Below are 24,476 nucleotides of genomic sequence, written 5' to 3'. Positions count from 1 at the left end.
ATTAAAAACCCTTATATTGGCAGGTCCGATCTCATCCTTAAGAACGATAGTTTTTTGCATTTTTTCATTTATACCCTAAAAAGGATGTCGATAATTTAACGCCGCGGCTTAATCAACGGATTACGCCTGACTTGCTATTGCCCAAATATGCCGCCCAGGCCAGCAATTAATAGAGGATAAGCCGATGCTGAATATCGCCGCCTTACGCCAGCAGCAAATTCCGCTGGCCGTTGAACCGCGCTCATCGCTGCCGTTTCATATTCTGATGAAACCGATTGGTCCCGCCTGCAACCTCGCCTGCCGCTACTGCTACTACCCGCAGGATGAAACGCCGGTCAGGAAGATGGACGAGGCGCGGCTGGAGCAGTTTATCCGCCGCTATATTGCCGCCCAGCCCGCCAGCGCGCGGGAAATCAACTTTGTCTGGCAGGGCGGCGAGCCGCTACTGGCCGGGTTAAGTTTTTATAAAAAAGCGCTCGCCCTGCAGCAGCGCTACGCCCCTGATGGCGTAACCATCAGCAATAGCCTGCAGACCAACGGGACGCTGATCAACGACGCCTGGTGTCGACTGTTTCGCGAACATGGCTTTATTATCGGCGTCAGCCTCGAAGGTAGCGAAGCGCTGCAAAACCACCATCGTCCTGATAAACGCGGGCAGGCTTCCTGGCCGGCTGCGCTGCGCGGTATCGCCCTGCTCCACCAGCATCAGGTGGAGTTTAATCTGCTGGTAGTGGTGCATAACGAAATCGCCGCCCACGCGGCGGCGATTTATGACCGGGTGGTCACGCTTGGCGCGCGCTATCTGCAGTTCCAGCCGCTAATGAGCGAAGGCGCGGCGCTGCGCGAGGGTTATCAGCTTAGCGCCGATAACTGGGGTCGTTTTATGGTCGGTATCTGGCGACAGTGGCAAAAGCGCTGCGATATGGGGCGGGTGTTCGTCATCAATATCGAACAGGCGTGGGCGCAGTACTTTACCCATACCAGCGGCAGCTGCGTGCATAGCGCCCGCTGCGGCAGCAATCTGGTGATGGAGTCGGATGGACAGCTTTACGCCTGCGATCATCTGATCAACGCCGAACACCGTCTGGGTCGCCTTGACGAGCAGACGCTCGCCGCCGCAGTTGACGCTTCAGTTCAGCTCCCTTTCGGCCAGCAAAAAAGCCTGCGTCGCGAATGTCAGACTTGCTCCGTAAAAATGGTCTGCCAGGGCGGCTGCCCCGCGCATCTCAACGCCGCTGGCAACAATCGGCTATGCGGCGGTTATTACCGTTTCTTTAGCGAAATCCTCGCGCCAGTACGCCCCTTTTCCCGCGACCTTAATGGCCTGAAAGCCTGGCGGGACGCGTTTGTTGGGGCCGCGCATCCCGCGTAGCCCTTTGCCCTGATGGTTGTCCCACTATGAACAGGAGAGTCAGTCGTGAACAAAAAAGCCATGGCCGCGGCGGTCAGCATGATCCTCGCCGGCGGCGCGCACGGCGCGCAGAATGAGCATCCAAACGTCATCGTGATTATCGCCGATGATATGGGTTATTCCGATATCAGCCCCTTCGGCGGTGAGATCCCCACCCCTAACCTGCAGGCCATGGCGGAGCAAAGTATCCGCATGAGCCAGTATTACACCTCGCCGATGTCGGCCCCGGCGCGTTCGATGCTGTTGACCGGCAACAGTAACCAGCAGGCCGGGATGGGCGGCATGTGGTGGTACGACAGCACCATTGGCAAGGAGGGTTACGAGCTGCGGCTGACCGACCGCGTCACCACCATGGCCGAGCGCTTTAAAGATGCCGGCTATAACACGCTGATGGCCGGCAAATGGCATCTCGGTTTTGTTCCCGGCGCCACGCCGAAAGATCGTGGCTTTAACCACTCCTTCGCCTTTATGGGCGGCGGCACCAGCCATTTTAACGATGCGATACCGCTCGGAACCGTCGAGGCGTTCCACACTTACTATACCCGCGATGGCGAGCGCGTCTCCCTGCCAGATGATTTTTACTCCAGCGAAGCTTACGCCCGCCAGATGAATAGCTGGATTAAAGCGACGCCGAAGGAGCAGCCGGTCTTCGCCTGGCTGGCTTTCACCGCCCCTCATGACCCCCTGCAGGCGCCGGACGAGTGGATTAAGCGCTTTAAAGGCCAGTATGAGCAGGGTTACGCCGAGGTCTATCGCCAGCGCATCGCCCGCCTGAAAGCGTTGGGAATTATTCATGACGACACCCCGCTGCCGCATCTGGAGCTGGATAAAGAGTGGGAAGCGCTAACGCCAGAGCAGCAGAAATATACGGCGAAAGTGATGCAGGTATATGCGGCGATGATCGCCAATATGGACGCGCAAATCGGCACGCTGATGGAGACGCTGAAACAAACCGGGCGCGATAAAAATACCCTGCTGGTGTTTTTAACCGATAACGGCGCCAACCCGGCACAGGGTTTTTATTACGAATCTACTCCCGAATTCTGGAAGCAGTTCGATAACAGCTATGACAACGTGGGCCGCAAAGGATCCTTTGTCTCCTACGGCCCCCACTGGGCCAACGTCAGCAACGCCCCTTACGCCAATTATCACAAAACCACCAGCGCCCAGGGCGGCATCAATACCGACTTTATGATCTCCGGCCCCGGCATTACCCGGCGCGGTAAAATCGACGCCTCAACGATGGCGGTGTACGACGTGGCGCCGACGCTATACGAATTCGCCGGCATCGATCCCAACAAATCGCTGGCTAAGAAACCCGTATTGCCGATGATTGGCGTCAGCTTTAAGCGCTATCTGACCGGTGAAACGCAGACGCCACCGCGCTCGAAGTACGGCGTCGAATTGCATAATCAGGCGGCCTGGGTCGATGGCGACTGGAAGCTGCGGCGCTTAGTCAAGCTCGGCCTCAGCGCCGGCGACGCGCCGTGGCAGCTGTTTAACCTGCATGACGATCCGCTGGAAACGCACGATATCGCGGCCCAACATGCCGACCGGGTCAAAGCCATGATCGACGCCTACGAGGCATTTGCTAAGCGCACCATGGTTACCAAAGCGCAGGGCAAGATGATCGATTATGTCGGCATCGATAGCAAAACCGGACGCTACCTGGCGGTCGATCCGGCGACCATGAAGCCGGTGCCCGCGCCGCAAGCCATTCCTGTGAGCGAGGGCAAATAAACGAACCCGGCTATCGTTCTTCCGGGCGATAGCCGGAAGTAGACTCGCTTTCTAAGGTAATCCTGAACCCCATTACAGGAGAGAGCGGATGGCGAGAGTCGTGGTGATTACCGGCGGCGGAAGCGGGATTGGTGCCGCCTGCGCGCGGTTGATGAGCGCGGCGGGCGATCGGGTGTTTATTACCGGCAGACGTGAAGCGCCGCTACACAAGATCGCCGTTGAAACCGGTGCGACGGCGCTGGTGGGCGATGCCGCCGACGGCGACGTCTGGCGGGAACGGCTGCTACCGCCGATTCTCGACCAGACTCACGGTATTGATGTACTCATCTGCAGCGCCGGCGGCATGGGCAATAGCGCCGCCGCCGATACCAGCGATCGCCAATGGCGCGAGGCGCTGGACGCGAACCTGAACAGCGCTTTCGTCAGCGTGCGCGCCTGCCTGCCTTCACTGATTGCCTGCCGCGGCAATGTGCTGTTTGTCGCCTCCATCGCCTCGCTCGCCGCCGGGCCGCAGGCCTGTGGCTATGTCACCGCCAAACACGCGTTAATTGGCCTGATGCGCTCCATCGCCCGCGATTACGGCCCGCAGGGCGTCCGCGCCAATGCGATTTGTCCCGGCTGGGTCACCACTCCGATGGCGGATGAAGAGATGATTCCACTGATGCTGGAACACGGGCTGTCGCTTGCCGAGGCCTATCAACGGGTATGCCGCGACGTTCCGCTACGCCGCCCCGCCAGCCCCGAGGAGATAGCCCGGGCCTGTCAGTTTCTCTGCTCTCCGCAGGCCGCCATCATCAGCGGCGCGACGCTGGTCGCCGATGGCGGTTCCAGCATCGTCGATGTTCCAACGCTGGCGTTTACTTAACGCCCTACTCTACTCAGGAGCTCACATGACTTCAGAAGCCGTATTTATCCAGGTCGGCGCGCTGGCCGATGGTTTCGCCCCGCACGGCAACCTGCTGGCCACCGCCAGTCTGCCCGCAGGCGAACGCTTTACCTTTTATGCCGACGGGAGCGAGCCGCAGCAGTTGGTTATCGAAAATGACCAGACACTGCTTTGGAACGGCAACCGCGCGCCCTGGCGGGCAACCGCCCTGCGCCCCGATATTCTGTTTATCGATTTTCTTGACCCGGAGCGCGATAACGCCAGTATCAGCGCGGTATGCAACCTGACGCAGCGCAACGCCACGCTGGTATACGGCCAGCTACCGGACGAAGCCGCCGCGCGGCTGGACGCCTTCAGCCGGGTAGAGCAAGGGTTGCCGCTGACTGCCGTCGAGGCGCGATTTGTCTTCGCCCGCCTGGATACCCAGCCGGGACCGCTGCCGGACTTTACCACCGCGCTGGTCGGCATGCGCAATCAGTACACCTATAGCCCGACCGAGCGTTATGAACACATCTATCTCAATGATAATTTTTACGCCTGGCAGTGTCTGGATGGCGTGGAAAAGGGGCTGGCGGATGTCGATCGCTGCCATTACGTGCAGGTGGCTGAGGATCTCTATTTGTTCGTCTGGCGGGAGAAAATCATTCCCACGTTGGGGGCTATCTTGATCGATCTTCAGCAGATGCGTACCGATGGTAAGATCATGGGTTATCAGGGCAGTGATTTTGGCGCCTTGAGTAATTTCCCGGTCGGCGCGAGCGCGAAGATCCTCAACGTCACCCGCCATCAGGAATAATATTGCGTGGCCGCAAAATCCCCGGTGGCGCTACCGCTTACCGGGGCTACGGCACTGTGCGATTTAGTAGCCCGGACAAGGCGCAACGCGCCGCCTCCGGGGAGAGGGGCTGACTCAGGCGCTGGCGCTGTCGAGCCGCGCCAACTGCTCGCTGCTAAGGCTCAGCGCCGCCGCGCGGGCGAAGCTTTCCACCTGCGCCAGGCTGGTGGCGCTGGCAATCGGCGCGGTAACGCCTTCCCGGCTCATCAGCCACGCTAACGCCACTTCTGCGGGCTTCGCCTGCTGTTCTTCCGCCACCGCGACCAGCGTGTCAATAATCCGCATTCCGCGTGGATTGAGATATTTAGCGATGCCGCTACCGCGCTGGCTTTGCGCTAAATCGGACGGCTGGCGATACTTACCGCTCAGGAAGCCGGAAGCCAGGCTGTAGTAGGTCACCACGCCTATATCGCGGCTGACGCAGAGATCGCGTAGCGCCCCTTCAAAGGCGGAGCGGTGATAGAGGTTATATTCCGGCTGCAGCACCTGCCAGGCGGGAAGGCCGCCTTTACGCGCCACTTCCAGCGCCGATGACAGCTGTCCGGCGTCGAGGTTTGAAGCGCCAATCGCCCGCACCTTGCCGGCCTGCTGCAGCGCCTGGAATGCTTCTAACGTTTCATCGATTGGCGTTTCAGGATCCGGCCAGTGGGCGAAATAGAGGTCGACGTAATCCGTATTCAGGCGGCGCAACGAGTCGTCAATCGCCTGCTGGATCCAGGCTTTTTTCAATCCTTTATGGCCGGGTAGCCCCATATCAGAGCCAACTTTAGTGAAGATTTTGACTTTATCGCGTATGCCAGGGCGCGCCTGCAGCCAGCGGCCAATAATGGTTTCGGATTCGCCGCCCTGATTGCCCTCCGCCCAGCGGGAATACACATCCGCCGTATCGATAGCATCAAAACCGTGGTCAACAAAAGCATCAAGAATGGCAAAACTGGTTTTCTCATCGATGGTCCAGCCAAAGACGTTGCCGCCAAATACTAATGGGGCGATGGAAAATCCGCTTTTGCCCAATGGACGTGTCATCATGCCGATTACTCCTTAGCTTATATTCTGTTTCCCTCAGATAACCGCAGGGGGTCTGAAGAGGATGTCGAGTGGATAATCAGAAAAGGAATCTTGCGGCGGGCAGTCCATGCCCGCAGGGTACACTCTGACATTATGTCCCGGAATAAACGTCAAAGCTAAAATATTTCCCGGCCAGTTTTTTGTAGGTGCCGTCGGCAAGCATTTTCGCAATCGCGCCATTTATCTCTTCGCGCAGCGCATCGTCGCCTTGACGCAGGCCAATCGCCGCCCCGGCGCCGAACAGTTTATTATCCTGCAGTTGTCCGCCAACAAAGGCGAAATCCTTGCCCTGCGGCTGCTGCAGGAAGCTGTAATCGGCCATCATGCCGGAGAGTACCGCGCCATCGAGACGACCTGACTCAAGGTCGCGAACGACGCTATCGGCGCCCTGATAGGCGACAATGTTAATACCCTGCGACCGCCAGTACTGGTTCACATAAGTTTCCTGTGCCGACCCCTGCTCGACGCCGATGGTTTTCCCCTTCAGTTGCTCTGGCGTATTGCCTTTGAGGGTATTTTTGCGCGCCACCAGAAACACCGGCCCGTTGTACAGCTTATCGCTAAAAGCAATCTGCTCTTTACGCTTCTCGGTCATATACATCCCTGAGAGTATCGCGTCGAATTTACGCGCCTTCAGCGCCGGAATAATGCCGTCGAAGTTGCTTTCCACCCACACGCACTTCGCCTGCAGTTGCTGACATATCGCGTTGCCCAAATCGATATCAAATCCCGCCAGCTTGCCCTGCGGATCTTTCCATTCAAACGGCGCGAAGGTCGGGTCAACGCCAAAACGGATCTCTTTCGCCCCGGCGGCCAGCGCCGACGTCGACGCCATTAATGCCAAACACAACAACAGTGATTTTTTCATTCGAAGTCTTCTCCAGGGATTAACGGCAATGCGCTTGCACTAAACGCGCGAACAGCGTCGCGCCGGTGCAGATAATGTCATCGTTAAAGTCATAACCGGGGTTATGCACCATGCAGCCGCCCTTCTCGCCTTTTTCACCGTTGCCGAGCAGGAAGTAACAGCCCGGACGCTCGCGCAGCATAAAAGCGAAATCTTCGCTGGCGTTCATTGGCGATACCGACTCCAGCACCCCTTCGCGGCCAAAGACTTCCAGCGCCAGCGCCTGGGCGAAATCGGTCTCTTCGTTACTGTTGGTTAATACCGGGTAAGAGTCGTAAATCTCGACTTCGCTGCTGGCGCCATAGCTTTTGGCAGTAAACTCGGTCAGCTCTTGAATACGCTTAATCAGCAGATCGCGAATTTCCGGTTTCATCGCCCGCACGCTGAGCTCCATCACCACGCTCTCAGGAATCACGTTCGAGGCGATGCCGGCCTGGAAAGTCCCCACGCTGACGACCGCCGTTTCACCCGGCGGCACGTTGCGCGCGACGATGCTCTGCAACGCCATCACCAGCGCCGCGCCGGCCACGATAGGGTCGACGGTGCGTTCCGGATGCGCGCCGTGGCCGCCGTAGCCGGTAATCGTGATTTTGACCGTGTCCGCCGAGGCCATAAAGTTGCCGGCATAGAAGCCCAGCTTGCCAACCGGTAGCCCCGGCATATTGTGCAGGCCGAAGATGCGTTCGCAGGGGAACTGCTCAAACAGGCCATCTTTAATCATCAGATCCGCGCCGCCGATGGCTTCTTCCGCGGGCTGGAAAATCAGATGCACCGTGCCGTTGAACTGGCAGGCCGGCGAGGCGATATATTTCGCCGCCGCGAGCAAAATCGTGGTGTGGCCATCATGGCCGCAGGCATGCATTTTTCCGGGTACGGTACTGGCCCAGGGTAAATCGGTGGTTTCATAAATCGGTAATGCGTCCATATCGGCGCGCAGGCCAATAGTGCGCGGCGAGTCGCCTTTGCTCAGGCTGCCGACGACGCCGGTTTTACCGAGGCCGCGGGTCACCTGATAGCCCCATTCTGTCAGCTTACCGGCAACCAGCTCGCTGGTATTAAACTCTTCCAGACTTAATTCCGGATTGGCATGTAAATAATGACGGATAGAAATCATTTCATCTTCCGTGGCTTTAATTTCTGGAATTACACAATCAGACATGCCGTTCTCCGGGAATAGATTAAGAACTTAACAAGTTATCCTGGCGCAAAGTTTATGCAAGTAGCATTTCTAATTGCTGGAACACCATCCATCATATTTTTAATACAGACAAATCGCAGAACAATAACCATTAAAACTGGCAAAATTTAAATATAAACGTTTATTTTATGGGTTACACACCAACACTTACTCTACTATCCCCGCTTTAATTCAGTTTTAAATAAAAATAAACAGCCATGAAATATCATTTACTTTTACTTGCCTGCGCGCTGACGCTAACAGGCTGCAGCGCTGAGGGCGACACCGCCAGCCAGCAACGCGCCAGCATCCAAAAGATGCGTACCAACACGCTCAGTAAACTCTATAGCCTGTACCCGGAAGCGCGTAGCGATATCCAGCATTCAAAGGGCTACGCGGTCTTCGCCAGTAACAGCAGCAAGATATTAGTCTTTGGCTTCGGTAGCGGTTACGGCGTGGTGAAAAATAGCGCCACCGGCAAAGATACCTATATGAAAATGGCCCAGGGCGGCGCCGGTGTGGGTATGGGCGTGAAACAGTTGCGTACCGTACTGGTATTCCACGATAAAGACGCATTGAATACTTTCATTACTAAAGGCTATATGGTCGGCGCGGATGCCAACGCGGCAGCGAAATATGACGACAACGGCATCGCCCCGATAGGCGCGTCAGCCAACGGCGTGGCGAAAGATACCTCTTCGCTGCCGTCAAAAGTCAACGTTTATGAAATCACCGAGAAAGGTTTGGCGGCTCAGGCAATGGTCAACGGTTATAAATACTGGCCGGATGACGAGCTGAATAAAAGGTGATCCACTGCGGTCCGTACAAGTTAGCATCAATAAGCCGGGTCAGACGTTAGCCTGACCCGGCGCGAATGCCATGCCGCAAGTATCATTATTTAATGACCGAGGGCGCCGCTTACCAGAATTGAAGTAATAATTCCGGTCGCTGCGGCGATCAGCACGTAATTGCCATCGATATAAGACCAGTGATGCCCCTCCGGCGGGCGCGGCAGACCACGTTCGTTCCAGTTACTGACGCGATATTCATCACCGCGATAATGCTCCGGCGCCGGATGGCCTTTACGGAAATCGTTACCCCTCCAGGCGAAATGGTCCTGTTCATGGCGTTCCTGGCGACGATCGTCATGACCTCTTCGGTCCGGGCCGCGGCTATCATTGTTGCCCTGATGGTTATCGCCAGGACCGCCCGGCTGGTGGTGTCCATTCTGGTCACCCTGCTTCGGGCCATTCTGCCATACCTGCTGTTGCCCCGGACGATGACCGTCATTTGGACCATCGGCAAAAGCCTGAGCGCTCAGCACGCAAGATAAAATAACCGCCAGAGAAATCATCTTTTTCATAGTACACCTCCTGATATATCTCTTTTTTACCCTGCAAATGTGGAGAAATAGTGATTAGCAACCTATCCAGGACTATTCCTGGCTAATTCAGGAGGACAGCAAACAATAATTTCAGCGAGCGCCAGACGTAAAAAAGGCCGCTAACGCGACCTTTTTTGTTCTCAGCGAGTCAGTATTACTCAGAGACTTTATTCTTTAACTCTTCAGCGCCTTGCTTGGTTTTATCCCAGCCTTTCTCGCTGACTTCTTTGGTTTTATCCCAACCTTTGCTGGCGCCTTCTTTAGTGGCGTTCCAGCCTTTCTCAGTACCTTCTTTGGTCTTATCCCAGCCCTTCTCGGCGCCTTCTTTGGTTTTATTCCAGGTTTTCTGCGTGCCTTCGCTTATCTGGCTGCCGACGCTATCGCTTTTCCCTTCAGCAGCATGTTTGGACTTGAGCTTCATCTCTTCGCCCTGATTCTGCGCCTGGTGCAGTTTTTCTTTTGCCGTGTTGGCATTTTCGTGGGCTGCGGCCACGGTATCATCGGTTGCATGTGTAGTGGTTGCCGCGAATACCGGAGAAGCGACCAGAATAGCGGATAGTGCAATCATTGCTTTTTTCATATTTTTCCTCTCTTAACGCGTGCTTTATGTTACGAGTCACATTCAGCATGGCATAAGCTTCTGCGCTTGGCATTAGGAAAAGTTCTTAAAACTGCCTGACCGCTATTCCGTCGTTTTAGTGATCGAGATAGAGATAGCTTTCCCAGCTTTTCATACGGATGAGGATCTTTCTTATCAGCGACAGGTGCTCAAAATGTTCCGAATAGACGGCGGCTTCGACATCCGCGCCCTGCGGCAGCTGATAATTTGCCAGACGATCGTCGGTCACTTTTAATACCACCAGCGCTCGGCCGCGCGCCGCCAGATCGTTGGCCGTCAGCAACGTCCCCTGACCCTGAAACTGGCTTTCGCCAATCGCCGGCAGCACTTCCGCGACCTGCGCTTTAAATACGGTTCCCGGAATAGAGGGGAACAGTAATTCAGCCTGTTCACCTTTTTGCAAACGCTGCAGCGCGTTCTGACGGAATGCGGCGACGTATTCACGTGAATTCGCATTATCCGTTGGCACAAACGTCATTACCGGCTTCAGCCCCAACGCGGTGGACATGGTCCCCGGGCGCAAGCCGACGGTACTGACATAGCCGTCAGACGGCGCGCGCACCACCGTGTTATCGAGCTTAAATTGCGCCTCGCGCAGCTGCGCCAGCAGCGAAGCGACTTTGGTGTTCTCGCCGTGCACCACCGAATTGAGATCGTTACGCGCCTGTGCGACCTTTGCCCGGGCGGCGTCAACCGCCGCCTGCGAGGCTTTCCAGTTCTGGCGACGGGTATCGACCATCTGATCGGAAAAGGCCCCTTTATCATGACCTGCCTGGAAGCGGGCGTATTCACGCTGGGCCCGGTCGCGCTCGGCGACCGCTTTGCTTAAATCAGCCTGCGCGCTGGTTAACCCCGCATCCAGCGACAACGCATCCTGGCTGGCCGCTTTCACTTGTGCGGTCAGGTCGTCCACCTTCGCCTGGAACGGGGTTGGGTCGATGGTGAACAAGATGTCGCCTTCATGCAGCATCTGATTTGGTTTCACCGGCACGCTGGTGACTCGACCGCGGGTTTGCGAAACAATGGGCACGGTGCGATAAACCTGCTTCCCGACTTCGCTATAGGGGAAGTTATAATTCATACCGAGGATTAACATGCCAATCAGTATCACGCCACCTAATACCGCAGTGGGAACCGTCCATTTATTTAATGGAATACGGAATACTTTAAATATCACGATACACAAGGCGGCATAACACAGCAGTAATAACGTTTCCATTATTTACCCTCCTGATTGACGGCGCTATTTTTCAGACGGTTTAATTCCGCCTGCATCGCATCCAGACGCTGATGTAAATCGTGCTGGTCGGTCTTTAACTGCTGCATTCCCCAGCCGCGGTCTTCTCGCCACAGCGTGGCCCAGATCCACAGCAGCGGCCACAGCACGTGCAGGGTGAACAAGCTCACCCAGCCAGCGTAATGAATCGCATCCTGGTGCGGATGATTTCTTTTTTTGGCTATTTCATAAGGAATATCGTGGATCATGATAATTCCATAAAATAAAATCAGCACCACCGCAATCAGGATGGCTAAAGCAATATAATCCAGGGTCATAAAATAACTCCAGAATGTGTGACGTATTTCACATTCACTTTATACAGGCGTCAGCAAGCCGGGCATAATCGCCCTGACAACTGACCATATTAATCAGAATTTATCCGGTATTTTTCGGTCGATAGAAATGAGTTGACCTTTTTTCACCGTGATATAACCGCCTTCTTTTAACGCCGCTAAAACCTGATATACATAGCTGCGCGAAAGATTGGTCCGTTTAATAATAAAAGCGGACAGGCTTTCACGTTTTCCACAATCGATCTCGTTACGGTACAGATAACGCGATAGCATCGATTTTATGGTCTGAAAACCGGACAGGTTGCCGCGCTCGTTGTGCGCATCGAGAGCAAAAATGCCCATGTAGGCCAGAATAGTCGTCAGCTCTTTCATATACTCCGGCGAAGAGTAAAAGAAGAGACGCTCGAAATCCTCCACGCTGATTCTGGCAAAACGGCAGCGATCGAGACATTGATATAGTAGCTCTACCGCCGGGCAGTAGTGCTCAAGCAGGCCCAGCGGCATATGCTCGATCACAATCCCCAACAGGTTATCAGGGTCGTTGACTGCGAGGGTGATTTGCCCGGACAGCAGAAAGTAAATGAACCCATCCTGCGGCTGAAAACGCTCGCCGGTGGCGCACTCGACGTTTTCGCTACAGGCGATGACGTGTGGGAGATGCGCATTTAACTGCAGCTTCTGGTAGCACGCATGAATACGACCAAAACTGCTATTCAACTTCCCCGTATCCATTGCCGTACTTTCCCGTATCACCGACGTCATCAAATATATATAAGGCAAAGCGAGGGGAAAAGTCCACAGCTGGAGTTTTGGCGTAAAGATATGTGTGGCAAGACTATTTCGCTTCTCCACGATGCAATAAATCATCATAGATCGCCGTTAAAATCCCGCCGGGGCGGAATTGCTTCTTAATCCACTGCGTCACCTGGCCGGTAGCCGCGTGCTGAGTGGCCAGCAACATGCCGGAATCCTGGCGCGGGTTGTGGATCTGGCGGATCACCAACAGATTCTCCGCAATGGCTTCATCAGCCATATAGTCGGGTAAGAAGCCGATCCCTTCGCCGAGGATCTGACACTGACATTTGGTATTGAAGTCGGGAACCAGGATCGCCTCCTGGCCATGCAGAAGCCAACCGACCTTTTTATTAATCGTACTGGCGGTGTCCTCAACCATGATATTGGGATAGAGGCGTAACTGGCTTTCTGAAATAGGTTCGGGCATAAACGCCAGCGGATGATCCGGGGCAATAGCAAACACCCAGCGGATCGCGCCGATCTCGGTATAATCGATACCGCCGCCGTCAAGTAGCGTATCCGGCGCGCCGATAGCAATATTCGCCTGGTTATTGATGATCGAATCCCAGACGCCGTTGTATACCTCGGTGGTAACGGTTATCTGGCAGGTGGGAAACTGTTTTTTCAACACCTGCAGCAGGCGGGCGGTATGGCGCGGCGTATATAACAGTTGATTGATGCAGATGCGCACCCTCGCTTCAATGCCCTGCGAGATAGTATCAATGCTGCGCTTTATCGCATGGAAATCATTAAGCAGATCGGTGGCCTTGCGAAACAGATAGTAGCCAGATTCCGTCAGTTCAATGCTGCGGGTGTTGCGGGTAAACAGCACCACGTCCAGCCCGGCTTCCATCCGTTTGATGGTATAGCTGATGGCTGAGGTGGTTAACCCCAGCTCATCGGCCGCCTTGCTGAAGCTGCCAAAACGCGCCGCGGTGGTGAATGCCAGCAGATTTTCTTCAGTAAAAATCGAGTTCATGCGCCCTTCCCGCCTTCGCTAAACCATACATGAGCTGAATGTATTGGTTACTGTGGCGAGGGGCAATCATTTTTGAACAATGCTTAATACCCGTCGCGGCTTCAGGCTCGCTCTTTACTGGTCGCCTCGCTGAGTTTGCGCCCGCTATATTCTGAAATAAAGCCAACGCAGTTGCCCGCCAGAAATCCCAGCAATGTCACCGTCCAGTTCAAACCGGTGGCGAAAAAGAGCGTCATGCCGAGGAAGCCGCCGGGAATAAACGAGGTTAGCGTAAAGCGCCCCTGCCAGACGATGACTGCCGAAAACGGCACCGTGGTAATAACGCTTGCCCAGAACCCCGACATACCGCTGGCTGAGGCGAGAGCGCCGGCGGCCAGCGCCGCCAGCCACGCCCACACTGCCCCGGAATAGTTAACGCACAGGCTTTTGACAAAGCCGGATTGGCCACCCCCTGCCGCATAGAAACTACAGAACGCGACGAAGCCGATGGTTCCCAATAATTCCCAACCGTGCTGCAGCCCGACGTGCGAGGAAATGAGCTGCCAAACGCCTGCGCAAATACCGACGGTGATCCCCGTAGCGGTGAGTCCGTTCATCTCTTTCCCCTCTGAAAAATAGATTGATGACGTTGCTTTCTGACGGCAACTATATCGAAAGAAAACCCGATTGCGTTAAGGGGTATAAGCGTAAAGAAGTAAACATTGCTCTGCCGCACAGTCTGCATCGATTGTTGAAAGTTATTCAATAATCTACCGGATTATGGCGAATAAAATTTAAGCGGGTTCTTTTATCTATTTCTGGTTGCTATGCTCAAGCCATCGAGAAAGTCTCAGCCGCAACAACAGGAGCAAGATGATGGCCACGGAAAATATTATTGCTGACTATCTTTTGGCTGCAGAGCAGGGAAATATTGCGAAATTAACAGCCTGCCTGGCAAGTGGCGTCGATATTAATGCCAGTAATCGTCAGGGGCGAACCGCCATTACCCTCGCCAGCCTGAATAAACATTATGCTTGTGTCTCGGTTCTTATTGCCGCTGGCGCGGATATTAATAAGCAGGACCAGACCTATTTTAACCCGTTTTTAATTAGCTGCCTGAATAACGACGTCGAACTACTGCGCTTAATTTTGCCGGCAAATCCCGACCTCGAACGATTAACGCGTTTCGGTGGCGTAGGCCTGACCCCGGCCTGTGAAAAAGGCCATCTTGAGATCGTGAAAATATTGTTGGCGGAAACGGATATTAACGTTAACCACACCAATTTTGTCGGCTGGACGCCGCTGCTGGAAGCGATTGTCTTAAACGACGGCGGCGCGACGCAGCAGGAGATCGTCAAACTGCTGCTGGACCACGGCGCCAACCCGCATATGACCGATAAGTATGGTAAATCGCCGCTGGAGCTGGCATGGGATAAGGGATTCAGTGAAATAGCCCACCTGCTGGTCGCCGCCGGAGCCTGAGGAAGGAGAATCGCCATCGACACCTCCTCATGGCGGTGTGTGCAAGCGCTAACTGCGGATGAGGGCTTTCTCTCGCAGCGCGGCGGCGGACAGGTCGAGCAGGTTTTCACTCATGCGGTGAACCTGCTCATCCCCGGCAAACCAGGGCTTCTGACGCTGCTGTGTGAAACTTCTGATAATGCGCCCAATAGCTGTAGGTTAGCACTCACCCACTTTGACAACCTGTTCCGGCCAGGGGAAAGCGTCCGGTTTACCGATTCAGGGATTTACATTGGCGATAATACATGGATAGACATCCACCGTTGTGAGCGCTGGCAAACGCCGCAGGCGGTATTAAACGCGGCAACATTTAACCAGATAGCCTGGCGACGATGGCGCGATATTATCGTTACGCAGTTACATGAGGATGACACGTTATTTCTCTATCGCGGCGACAATCCCTTTTATCACGCGATGCGTCATGAACTCCAGCAGCGACGGGAAACCTTATTTAAAGCGCTTGGCGAAAATAAAAATATCAGCGCCGCCGTGGCGAACATGATCGGATTAGGCATTGGCCTGACGCCATCGGCGGATGATTATTTGCTAGGTCTAAGCGTTATTTTATTCATAAAGGGACATCCGGCTAATCAATACCGGGAAGCATTTATAACCGCGCTGCAGAGCGCCCGACAAAATACTACGCCGCTCAGCGCGATAACGCTGGAGGCAGCGATAAACCAACGTTATCGCGAAAGTATCGCCGTGTTGATTAATCTGCTGGTTAATCAACCGACAACCTTTTCTATTGAGGCTATTGCCGATATTAAAAATATTGGCTCAAGTTCCGGCAGCGACATGCTATTGGGCATGGCGGATGCCTGCGCGCTGAGCCAAACGTATGGAGGGAATAATGTCAGTTAAAATAGTGGTGAAGAAGAATACCTATTTTGATTCCGTCTCATTAATGTCGATTTCCACCCGCGCTAATAAGCTCGACGGCGTAGAGCAGGCATTTGTGGCGATGGCGACGGAAATGAATAAAGGGGTGCTGAATAACCTTGGGCTGCTGACGCCGGAGCTGGAAGCGGCGAAAAACGGCGACCTGATGATCGTCATCAAGGGCAAAGATGGCGCCGATAGCGAACAGATACTCAGTGAAATAGAAGCGCTGTTCAGCAAAAAGGCCGAAAGCGGCCAGCACGAAGCGCGCTACGCTACCCTCGCCAGCGCCAAAAAACATCTTCCGCAAAGTAACCTCGCGATTATTTCGGTCAACGGTCTGTTTGCCGCTCGCGAAGCGCGTCAGGCGTTGCAAAACGATCTTAACGTGATGCTGTTTTCCGATAACGTCTCTATTGACGACGAACTGGCGCTGAAACAACTGGCCCACGAAAAGGGGTTGTTGATGATGGGGCCAGACTGCGGCACCGCCATTATTAACGGTGCGGCGCTGTGCTTCGGTAACGCGGTTCGCCGTGGCAACATCGGCATTATCGGCGCCTCCGGCACCGGTAGCCAGGAGCTGAGCGTCCGTATCCACGATTTCGGCGGTGGCATCTCGCAGCTGATTGGTACCGGAGGCCGCGATCTGAGTGAGAAAATCGGCGGCCTGATGATGCTCGACGCCATTCAGATGCTGGAAGCCGATCCGCAAACAGAAATTATCGTCCTTGTTTCTAAACCACCGGCTCCAGCGGTGGCGAAAAAAGTGCTCGAACGCGCTCGCGCCTGCCGTAAACCGGTGGTGGCGTGCTTCCTCGGCCGCGCCGAGCCTCCCGCCGATGAGCCAGGCCTGCAGTTTGCCCGCGGCACTAAAGACGCGGCGCTGAAGGCCGTCCTGCTGAGCGGTATTAAGCAGGAAAATCTCGATGTACATCCGCTGAACCAGGCGCTGATTGCTGACGTTCGCGCGCAGCTCACGCCACAGCAAAAGTACATTCGCGGCCTGTTCTGCGGCGGTACCCTGTGCGATGAAACCATGTTCGCGGTACTGGAAAAACACGCGGATGTTTATAGCAACATTCAGCCGGATCCGGCTTATCGCCTGAGCGATATCAATCGCAGCATCAAACACACCTTCCTCGATTTCGGCGATGACGACTTCACCAACGGTAAGCCGCACCCGATGATCGACCCAACCAACCGTATCAGTCGCCTGCTGCAAGAAGCGCGCGATCCCGAAGTGGCGGTCATCGTCATGGACTTCGTGCTGGGCTTCGGAGCGCATGAAGATCCGGTGGGTTCGACGATCGCGGCGATCAAAGAGGCCAAAGCCATTGCCGCCGCCGATGGCCGCCCATTAGCGATTCTCGCTTACGTGTTAGGCACCGACATCGATACGCCGTCGCTGGAGCAACAGCGCCAGATGCTGCTTGACGCTGGCGTCATTCTGGCCAGCAGCAGTACCAATACCGGTTTGCTGGCGCGTGAATTTATCTGCAAAGGGGAGCAAGCCTGATGAGCCAGTCGCTATTTAACCAGCCGTTGAACGTGATTAACGTCGGTATCGCCATGTTCAGCGACGATTTGAAAAAGCAGCACACCGCCGTCACCCAGCTCGACTGGACGCCGCCGGGCCAGGGCAATATGCAGGTGGTCGAGGCGCTGGATCGCATCGCCGACTCGCCGCTGGCGGATAAAATCGCCGCCGCCAACCAGCAGGCGCTGGAGCGCATTATTCAGTCGCACCCGGTACTCATCGGCTTTGATCAGGCCATTAACGTCGTGCCGGGCATGACGCCAAAAACCATTCTGCATGCCGGCCCGCCGGTGGAATGGCAAAACATGTGCGGCGCCATGAAAGGCGCGGTCACCGGCGCGCTGGTCTTTGAAGGGCTGGCGAAAGATCTGGATGAAGCCGCCGAGCTTGCCGCCTCCGGTGAAATTACCTTCTCACCCTGTCACGAACACGACTGCGTGGGTTCGATGGCGGGCGTGACGTCGGCGTCGATGTTCATGCACATCGTCGAGAACAAAACCTACGGCAATATCGCTTATACCAACATGAGCGAGCAGATGGCGAAGATTTTACGCATGGGCGCCAACGATCAAAGCGTTATCGATCGTCTGAACTGGATGCGCGACGTGCAGGGCCCCATGCTGCGAGACGCCATGAAGATCATCGGCGAAATCGATCTGCGCTTAATGCTGGCGCAGGCGCTACACATGGGCGATGAGTGCCATAACCGCAACAACGCCGGCACCACCCTGCTGATTCAGGCGCTCACGCCGGGGATTATTCAGGCCGGTTATCCGGTAGAGCAGCAGCGCGAAGTGTTCGAATTTGTCGCCAGCAGCGATTACTTCTCCGGGCCGACGTGGATGGCGATGTGCAAAGCGGCGATGGACGCGGCCCACGGTATTGAATACAGCACCGTGGTGACCACCATGGCGCGTAACGGCGTCGAGTTCGGACTGCGGGTCAGCGGCCTGCCGGGACAATGGTTTACCGGCCCGGCGCAGCAGGTGATAGGCCCGATGTTTGCCGGTTTTAAACCGGAGGACTCCGGCCTTGATATCGGCGACAGCGCGATTACCGAAACCTATGGCATCGGCGGTTTCGCCATGGCGACGGCGCCGGCTATCGTCGCGCTGGTCGGCGGAACGGTAGAAGAAGCGGTCGATTTCTCGCGCCAGATGCGTGAAATCACCCTTGGCGAAAACCCGAACGTCACCATTCCGCTGCTCGGCTTTATGGGGATCCCGACCGCGATCGACATCACCCGCGTCGGCAGCAGCGGTATTTTACCGGTGATCAACACCGCTATCGCCCATAAAGACGCCGGGATCGGCATGATCGGCGCCGGGATCGTCCACCCGCCGTTCGCCTGTTTCGAAAAAGCGATCCTCAGCTGGTGCGATCGTTACGACGTTTAACGTTGTAGCCCGGGCGAGGCGTTTGCGCCGACCCCGGGAAATCCCCGGCAGTCCTACGCCTGGCCGGGCGACTACCACGACCACACAATAACAATAACTACATCACCTTCTGTAGCGGAAGTCAGATATGAAAGAACTCATCGTCGTTGCCATTGGCGGCAACAGCATTATCAAAGATAACGCCAGCCAGTCGATCGGGCATCAGGCCGAGGCGGTCAAAGCGGTGGCCAGCACGGTGCTGGAGATGCTGGCTTCGGACTATAACGTGGTGCTAACCCACGGTAACGGCCCGCAGGTTGGGCTGGATTTACGCCGCTCGGAGATAGCCCATGAACGAGAAGGTCTGCCGCTGACGCCGCTGGCTAACTGCGTCGCCGATACCCAGGGCGGCATCGGCTACCTGATCCAGCAGGCGTTGAATAACCGCCTTGCCCAGCGCGGCGAGCAAAAGGCGGTTACCGTCGTCACCCAGGTTGAAGTGGATAAAAACGATCCCGGCTTTGCCTATCCGACCAAGCCTATCGGCGCGTTCTTTAGCGAAAGCCAGCGCGATGAACTACAACAGGCGCATCCTGAGTGGCGCTTTGTGGAAGATTCGGGCCGCGGCTATCGCCGGGTGGTCGCCTCGCCGGAGCCGAAACGCATTGTCGAAGCGGAAGCTATTAAAGCGCTGACCCGGCAAGGCTTTGTGGTGATCGGCGCCGGCGGCGGCGGGATCCCGGTGGTGCGTAGTCCACAGGGCGACTACCAGAGCGTGGATGCGGTGATCGACAAAGATCTCTCAACCGCCCTGCTGGCCCGCGAAATTGATGCTGATATTCTGGTGATCACCACCGGGGTGGAGAAAGTGTGCGTGAATTTCGGCAAGCCTAATCAGCAGGCATTGGGTCGCGTCGGTATCGACGAGATGAGCCGCTATATGCAGGAAGGGCATTTCCCGGCAGGCAGTATGCTGCCAAAAATCGTCGCCAGCCTCGCGTTCCTGCAACACGGCGGCAAACGGGTGATCATCACTACGCCGGAATGTCTGCCAGCCGCGCTACGTGGCGAAACGGGAACCCATATTGTGCATGACTGACACAAAAGGAAGAAAGAATGAATAAAGACAACAGCCGTCGCGAATTTCTTACCCAAAGCGGAAAAATGGTCACCGCCGCCGCCCTGCTGGCGGCAGGCGCGCCGGCGGCGTATGCCGCAAGCAACCCGCCATCCGCGGCCACCTGCGATAATAAAGGCGCGGTCAACGTCGCCGATAAACATTACTACCTTGATAACGTGCTGCTGGAAAGCGGCTTCGAATATGAAAACGGCGTGGTGGTTCACACCCGGACCGAGCGGCAAACGCTGGAAATAAAAGACGGCAAAATCGTCGCCCTGCGCAGCAATCTGAGCCACCCGGACGCTACGCTGCCGCGCTATGACGCGGGCGGTAAACTGATGCTGCCTGCCATGCGCGACATGCATATCCATCTGGACAAAACGTTTTACGGCGGCCCGTGGCGCTCGCTGAACCGCCCGGCGGGCACCACCATTCAGGATATGATCAAGCTTGAGCAGAAACTGCTGCCGGAACTCCAGCCTTATACGCAGGCGCACGCCGAGAAGCTTATCGACCTGATTCAATCCAAAGGCTCGACCATCGCCCGCAGCCACTGCAATATTGAGCCGGTGTCCGGGCTGAAGAACCTTGAGAATCTGCAGGAAGTACTGGCGCGGCGTAAGCCAGGCTTTGACTGCGAAATCGTCGCTTTTCCGCAGCACGGGCTGCTGCTGTCGAAATCGGAATCACTGGTTCGCGAAGCGATGCAGGCCGGCGCCCATTATGTCGGCGGCCTCGACCCGACTAACGTCGATGGCGCGATGGAGAAATCGCTCGATACCATGTTCCAGATTGCGCTCGATTACGACAAAGGGGTGGATATTCACCTGCATGAAACCAGCCCGGCGGGCGTGGCGGCGGTGAACTATATGGTGGAAACCGTGGAGAAGACCCCGGCGCTGAAAGGCAAGCTGACCATCAGCCACGCTTTTGCGCTGGCGACGCTCAACGAGCAGCAGGTCGATGCCATCGCGACCCGCATGGCGGCGCAGCAGATCACCATCGCCTCCACCGTGCCGATCGGCACTCTGCACATGCCGCTCAAACAACTGCGCGAAAAAGGCGTCTTCGTGATGACCGGTACCGATAGCGTGATTGACCACTGGTCGCCGTATGGACTGGGCGACATGCTGGAGAAAGCTAATCTCTACGCCCAGCTGTATATCCGCCCCAATGAGCAGACTCTGTCGCGCGCGCTGGCGATCGCCACCGGCGAGGTGCTGCCGCTGAATGACAAGGGCGAGCGCGTATGGCCAAAAGCGCAGGACGACGCCAGCTTTGTGCTGGTCGATGCCTCCTGCTCCGCCGAAGCCGTGGCGCGAATTTCGCCGCGCACCGCCACCTTCCATAACGGTAAGATGGTCTGGGGCAGCGTCGGCGCCTGATGCCACCGTCATGTAAAAAACCCCGGCAAGCCGGGGTTTTGTCATTTATCAGACGCGATTACTTCTGCGGACGCATGGCCGGGAACAGAATAACGTCGCGGATGGTGTGGCTGTTGGTGAACAGCATCACCATGCGGTCGATACCGATACCCAGACCGGCGGTCGGCGGCAGGCCGTACTCCAGCGCGGTAACGTAGTCTTCGTCATAGAACATCGCTTCGTCGTCGCCCGCCGCTTTGGCGTTGACCTGATCCTGGAAACGCTGCGCCTGATCTTCCGCATCGTTCAGCTCGCTGAAACCGTTACCGATTTCGCGGCCGCCGATGAAGAACTCGAAGCGGTCGGTGATTTCCGGATTCACGTCGTTGCGGCGCGCCAGCGGGGAAACTTCCGCCGGGTATTCGGTGATGAAGGTCGGCTGGATCAGATGCGCTTCCGCCACTTCATCGAAGATCTCCGTGACGATACGTCCCAGACCCCAGCTTTTCTCTACCTGAATACCGATAGATTCCGCCAGCGCTTTCGCCGCGTCGAAGTTATCCAGATCCGCCATGTTGGTTTCCGGACGGTGTTTCTTGATAGCTTCGCGCATGGTCAGTTTTTCAAATGGCTTGCCGAAGTCAAACACCTGGTCACCATACGGCACTTCGGTTTTGCCCAGCACCGTCTGCGCCAGAGTGCGGAACAGCGACTCGGTCAGTTCGATCAGATCTTTGTAATCCGCATACGCCATGTACAGTTCCATCATGGTGAACTCTGGGTTATGGCGTACGGAGATCCCTTCGTTACGGAAGTTACGGTTGATTTCGAAGACGCGTTCGAAGCCGCCAACCACCAGACGTTTCAGATACAGTTCCGGCGCGATACGCAGGTACATATCCAGATCCAGCGCGTTGTGATGGGTGATGAACGGACGGGCGGAAGCGCCGCCTGGGATCACCTGCATCATCGGGGTTTCGACTTCCATAAAGCCGCGAGCAACCATGAACTGACGCATGGTGGCGAGGATCTGCGAACGGATACGGAAAGTATGACGCGACTCTTCGTTGGCGATCAGATCCAGATAACGCTGGCGATAGCGGACTTCCTGATCCTGCAGGCCGTGGAATTTATCCGGCAGCGGGCGCAGGGCTTTGGTCAGCAGACGCAGCTCGGTGCAGTGAATGGAGAGTTCGCCGGTTTGCGTTTTGAACAGCTTGCCGCGGGCGGCGATAATGTCGCCGAGATCCCATTTTTTAAACTGTTCGTTGTAGACGCCTTCCGGCAGGTCATCGCGCGCGACGTACAGCTGAATGCGGCCGCCGACGTCCTGAAGGGTGACGAAAGAGGCTTTACCCATGATGCGGCGGGTCATCATACGACCAGCAACAGAGACTTCAACGTTCAGGGAAGCGAGTTCATCGTTATCCTTCGCATCGAATTCAGCGTGCAATTGGTCAGAGGTATGATCGCGACGGAAATCGTTCGGAAAAGCGACGCCCTGCTCACGCAGCGCAGCCAATTTTTCGCGACGAGTTTTCAGTTCATTATTAAGGTCAATTGCCTCATCGGCACCTTGTGCTTGTTGTTCAGACATGTTGGTTCCTCATAACCCTGCTTTCAAACTAGCTTCGATAAATTGAACCAGGTCACCATTCAGCGCGGCCTGTCTCTGGTAACACACCAGAGAACAATCTTAACGACTCTGGATTCACTACAAGCTGATCTCACTCAGCTATGGCTTCACTAACGGTATTTTTTATCGTTGGCTTCCGCGCCTGCCAGAATATCCACCTCCTGATCACTTGGCTGTTGAGTTAATGTCCCCGGTCGCGCTGCGCTGGCCGGTGCTGCAAATCGCGGCAAAGGCGACAATGACAATTACCGCCACGCAGCCGATAGTCCACTCGCCCATCTGCGAGAAGAAATGCTGATAGGCGGCAATCGCCGTGTCGCTGATTTGCGATTCAGTGGTTTGCTGCGCCACCACCCCGGCCAGCCAGTTGGCGACCGCGCCGGTGGCCAACATATAAATGCCGGTTAATACGCCGGTGACGCCGGGCATGTTCAGACGGGTTATCTGCGCCATCGCCACCGGGTCAATAAACAGTTCGGCAAAGCCCATCATTGCCAGCCCGGCGACCATCATGCCCATCGAGGCCTGACCGTCAGCCGCGCCGTGGCGGGCATTCAGCGCCAGCAGCATAAATCCACCGCCCATCAGCAGCAGGCCGAAAGCAAATTTCAGCCATACTTTTAACACCGAGCGGGTACGCCCTTCCGGGCGGATAAGCCACGCCAGGATCACGCCAGCCGCCATCACCGCTACCGCGTTAACCGACTGGAACAGCGCGGTCGGTACTTCAATATTGAACAGCCGGCGATCAACAAAGTGGTCGATAAACAGACTAATCGAGCTGCCGCCTTGCTGCGCCAGTACCCAGAACAGCGTTCCGGTCAACATCAGCAGAACGATTTGCCACAGCGCGCGGCGATGCTGCGGCGATTTGATCATGATCCGCGCCACCATCTGCGCGGCGAACAGGCAGACAATCGCCAGCAGATAACCGGACCAGTTGTTTTCTAACAGCAAGGTGAAGAACACCGGCGCCAGGCACAGCATCACCACCAGCCAGCCCCAGGTCGGCAGCACGAATTTCACCGCGCGCAGCGCCTGTTTATCGACGCCGCGGGTGTCGCGGAAGTAGCGGCTGCCGCTTAAGAAAATCATCAGGCCGATGAACATGCCGATCCCCGCCAGCGCAAAGCCGATATGCCAGCCGTACCACTGCGCCGCCAGCCCGCAGGCAATGGGCGCGGCGATCGAACCGACGTTACCGGCGGCATACAGCAGCGAGAAACCGCCATCGCGACGATGGTCGTCAGCGGCGTACAGTTCGCCAAGCAGGCAGCTGATATTGGATTTGAACAGGCCATAGCCGCAGATAATGATCGCCAGCGCCAGATAGAGGCTCCAGGTGGAATCAGATTCGACGCCCAGCACCACGTGGCCGAGGGTCATCAACAACGCCCCGGCAATCACCGCCGTGCGGTTACCGAGCAGGCGGTCGGCAAGCCAGCCGCCGAGAATGGGGGTTACGTAAACTAAAGATGCGTAGGCGCTGAACAGACTGATGGCGTGGCTATCGTCAAAGCCAAGTTGGTGGGTGAGATAAAGGATGAGTAAGGCGCGCATGCCGTAAAAGCTGAAGTACTCCCAGATCTGGATCGCTACGATGTAGTAAATCGCGCGCGGCTGTGAGGGTGTTTTCATAGGTTCTCCTTGCAGCGTGAAAAAAGGGAAGTGGCAAGCCACTTCCC

At 56.0% G+C, this 24,476-nt stretch carries 23 protein-coding genes; 11 read left to right on the top strand and 12 right to left on the bottom strand.

Annotated features, from left to right (window positions below; translation table 11 throughout):
- The first annotated feature begins 184 nt into the window (after positions 1 to 184).
- From EAE_RS13595 to EAE_RS13580, 4 genes are all read left to right on the top strand, one after another.
- Positions 185 to 1,372 (top strand): anaerobic sulfatase maturase, encoded by a 1,188-nt coding sequence (locus EAE_RS13595; RefSeq protein WP_015704668.1) that lies wholly within the window; start codon positions 185 to 187, stop codon positions 1,370 to 1,372.
- A 45-nt stretch (positions 1,373 to 1,417) separates the two neighbouring features.
- Positions 1,418 to 3,151, top strand: a complete 1,734-nt coding sequence (locus EAE_RS13590; RefSeq protein ID WP_015704667.1) for an arylsulfatase — start codon at positions 1,418 to 1,420, stop codon at positions 3,149 to 3,151.
- A gap of 88 nt (positions 3,152 to 3,239) precedes the next feature.
- The gene (locus tag EAE_RS13585) at positions 3,240 to 4,016 is read left to right on the top strand and encodes an SDR family NAD(P)-dependent oxidoreductase (protein WP_015704666.1); all 777 of its coding nucleotides are present in this window, start codon (positions 3,240 to 3,242) and stop codon (positions 4,014 to 4,016) included.
- A 25-nt stretch (positions 4,017 to 4,041) separates the two neighbouring features.
- Positions 4,042 to 4,833, top strand: a complete 792-nt coding sequence (locus tag EAE_RS13580; RefSeq protein ID WP_015704665.1) for a MoaF C-terminal domain-containing protein — start codon at positions 4,042 to 4,044, stop codon at positions 4,831 to 4,833.
- Between the two features lie 114 nt (positions 4,834 to 4,947).
- Here EAE_RS13580 and EAE_RS13575 read toward each other — a convergent pair whose 3' ends face one another.
- The 3 genes from EAE_RS13575 to EAE_RS13565 all read right to left on the bottom strand — a co-directional run bounded on the left by EAE_RS13575 (position 4,948) and on the right by EAE_RS13565 (position 8,006).
- The gene (locus EAE_RS13575; protein WP_015704664.1) at positions 4,948 to 5,901 is read right to left on the bottom strand and encodes an aldo/keto reductase; all 954 of its coding nucleotides are present in this window, start codon (positions 5,899 to 5,901) and stop codon (positions 4,948 to 4,950) included.
- A gap of 130 nt (positions 5,902 to 6,031) precedes the next feature.
- Complete coding sequence (locus EAE_RS13570; protein WP_015704663.1) at positions 6,032 to 6,808, bottom strand: ABC transporter substrate-binding protein; 777 nt, start codon at positions 6,806 to 6,808, stop codon at positions 6,032 to 6,034.
- Positions 6,809 to 6,827: 19 nt separating this feature from the next.
- A complete protein-coding gene (locus EAE_RS13565) occupies positions 6,828 to 8,006 on the bottom strand; it encodes a M20 aminoacylase family protein (protein WP_015704662.1) in 1,179 nt (392 codons plus the stop codon).
- 236 nt (positions 8,007 to 8,242) lie between these two features.
- On the opposite strand from EAE_RS13565, the gene EAE_RS13560 reads away from it, so the two are divergent.
- The gene (locus EAE_RS13560) at positions 8,243 to 8,833 is read left to right on the top strand and encodes a lipid-binding SYLF domain-containing protein (protein ID WP_015704661.1); all 591 of its coding nucleotides are present in this window, start codon (positions 8,243 to 8,245) and stop codon (positions 8,831 to 8,833) included.
- Positions 8,834 to 8,922: 89 nt separating this feature from the next.
- Here the strand turns inward: EAE_RS13560 and EAE_RS13555 are convergent, their stop codons facing one another.
- The 7 genes from EAE_RS13555 to EAE_RS13525 form a co-directional block, all read right to left on the bottom strand.
- A complete protein-coding gene (locus tag EAE_RS13555; RefSeq protein WP_015704660.1) occupies positions 8,923 to 9,387 on the bottom strand; it encodes an RcnB family protein in 465 nt (154 codons plus the stop codon).
- Between the two features lie 175 nt (positions 9,388 to 9,562).
- A complete protein-coding gene (locus EAE_RS13550; RefSeq protein WP_015367842.1) occupies positions 9,563 to 9,988 on the bottom strand; it encodes a hypothetical protein in 426 nt (141 codons plus the stop codon).
- Positions 9,989 to 10,103: 115 nt separating this feature from the next.
- A complete protein-coding gene (locus EAE_RS13545; protein WP_015704659.1) occupies positions 10,104 to 11,246 on the bottom strand; it encodes an HlyD family secretion protein in 1,143 nt (380 codons plus the stop codon).
- Positions 11,246 to 11,581 (bottom strand): DUF3302 domain-containing protein, encoded by a 336-nt coding sequence (locus EAE_RS13540; RefSeq protein ID WP_015367844.1) that lies wholly within the window; start codon positions 11,579 to 11,581, stop codon positions 11,246 to 11,248. Before EAE_RS13540 ends, EAE_RS13545 begins: the two co-directional genes overlap by 1 nt.
- 93 nt (positions 11,582 to 11,674) lie before the next feature.
- Positions 11,675 to 12,316, bottom strand: a complete 642-nt coding sequence (locus EAE_RS13535) for a helix-turn-helix domain-containing protein (protein WP_032709922.1) — start codon at positions 12,314 to 12,316, stop codon at positions 11,675 to 11,677.
- A 118-nt stretch (positions 12,317 to 12,434) separates the two neighbouring features.
- Complete coding sequence (locus EAE_RS13530) at positions 12,435 to 13,373, bottom strand: LysR substrate-binding domain-containing protein (protein ID WP_015704657.1); 939 nt, start codon at positions 13,371 to 13,373, stop codon at positions 12,435 to 12,437.
- A gap of 101 nt (positions 13,374 to 13,474) precedes the next feature.
- Entirely contained in the window at positions 13,475 to 13,969 is a 495-nt protein-coding gene (locus tag EAE_RS13525; protein ID WP_015367847.1) for a DUF1097 domain-containing protein, read from the bottom strand.
- 259 nt (positions 13,970 to 14,228) lie between these two features.
- Between EAE_RS13525 and EAE_RS13520 the strand changes: the two genes are divergently transcribed.
- The 6 genes from EAE_RS13520 to EAE_RS13495 all read left to right on the top strand — a co-directional run bounded on the left by EAE_RS13520 (position 14,229) and on the right by EAE_RS13495 (position 21,176).
- Positions 14,229 to 14,834, top strand: coding sequence for an ankyrin repeat domain-containing protein (locus tag EAE_RS13520; protein ID WP_015704656.1), 606 nt, complete (start codon positions 14,229 to 14,231; stop codon positions 14,832 to 14,834).
- Between the two features lie 39 nt (positions 14,835 to 14,873).
- Positions 14,874 to 15,737, top strand: coding sequence for an oxamate carbamoyltransferase subunit AllH family protein (locus EAE_RS13515; RefSeq protein WP_015704655.1), 864 nt, complete (start codon positions 14,874 to 14,876; stop codon positions 15,735 to 15,737).
- The gene (gene fdrA, locus EAE_RS13510; RefSeq protein WP_015704654.1) at positions 15,727 to 17,274 is read left to right on the top strand and encodes an acyl-CoA synthetase FdrA; all 1,548 of its coding nucleotides are present in this window, start codon (positions 15,727 to 15,729) and stop codon (positions 17,272 to 17,274) included. Before EAE_RS13515 ends, fdrA begins: the two co-directional genes overlap by 11 nt.
- The gene (locus EAE_RS13505) at positions 17,274 to 18,692 is read left to right on the top strand and encodes a YlbE family protein (RefSeq protein ID WP_015704653.1); all 1,419 of its coding nucleotides are present in this window, start codon (positions 17,274 to 17,276) and stop codon (positions 18,690 to 18,692) included. The genes fdrA and EAE_RS13505 overlap by 1 nt, the downstream gene beginning before the upstream one ends.
- Before the next feature lie 127 nt (positions 18,693 to 18,819).
- Positions 18,820 to 19,770: a carbamate kinase family protein gene (locus EAE_RS13500; protein WP_015704652.1), complete on the top strand. Its 951-nt coding sequence runs from the start codon at positions 18,820 to 18,822 to the stop codon at positions 19,768 to 19,770.
- A gap of 17 nt (positions 19,771 to 19,787) precedes the next feature.
- Complete coding sequence (locus tag EAE_RS13495; protein WP_015704651.1) at positions 19,788 to 21,176, top strand: amidohydrolase family protein; 1,389 nt, start codon at positions 19,788 to 19,790, stop codon at positions 21,174 to 21,176.
- A 58-nt stretch (positions 21,177 to 21,234) separates the two neighbouring features.
- Here EAE_RS13495 and lysS read toward each other — a convergent pair whose 3' ends face one another.
- Both lysS and dtpD read right to left on the bottom strand, forming a co-directional pair.
- On the bottom strand, positions 21,235 to 22,752 hold the full coding sequence (gene lysS, locus EAE_RS13490; protein ID WP_015704650.1) for a lysine--tRNA ligase: 1,518 nt from the start codon (positions 22,750 to 22,752) through the stop codon (positions 21,235 to 21,237).
- A 204-nt stretch (positions 22,753 to 22,956) separates the two neighbouring features.
- A complete protein-coding gene (gene dtpD, locus EAE_RS13485) occupies positions 22,957 to 24,429 on the bottom strand; it encodes a dipeptide permease DtpD (protein WP_015704649.1) in 1,473 nt (490 codons plus the stop codon).
- Between the last annotated feature and the right edge of the window lie 47 nt (positions 24,430 to 24,476).

It is taken from the genome of Klebsiella aerogenes KCTC 2190, assembly GCF_000215745.1.
Lineage (GTDB): Bacteria > Pseudomonadota > Gammaproteobacteria > Enterobacterales > Enterobacteriaceae > Klebsiella > Klebsiella aerogenes.
The sequence above is the reverse complement of the archived record's forward strand: the minus strand, read 5'-3'. Positions and strand labels throughout refer to the sequence as shown.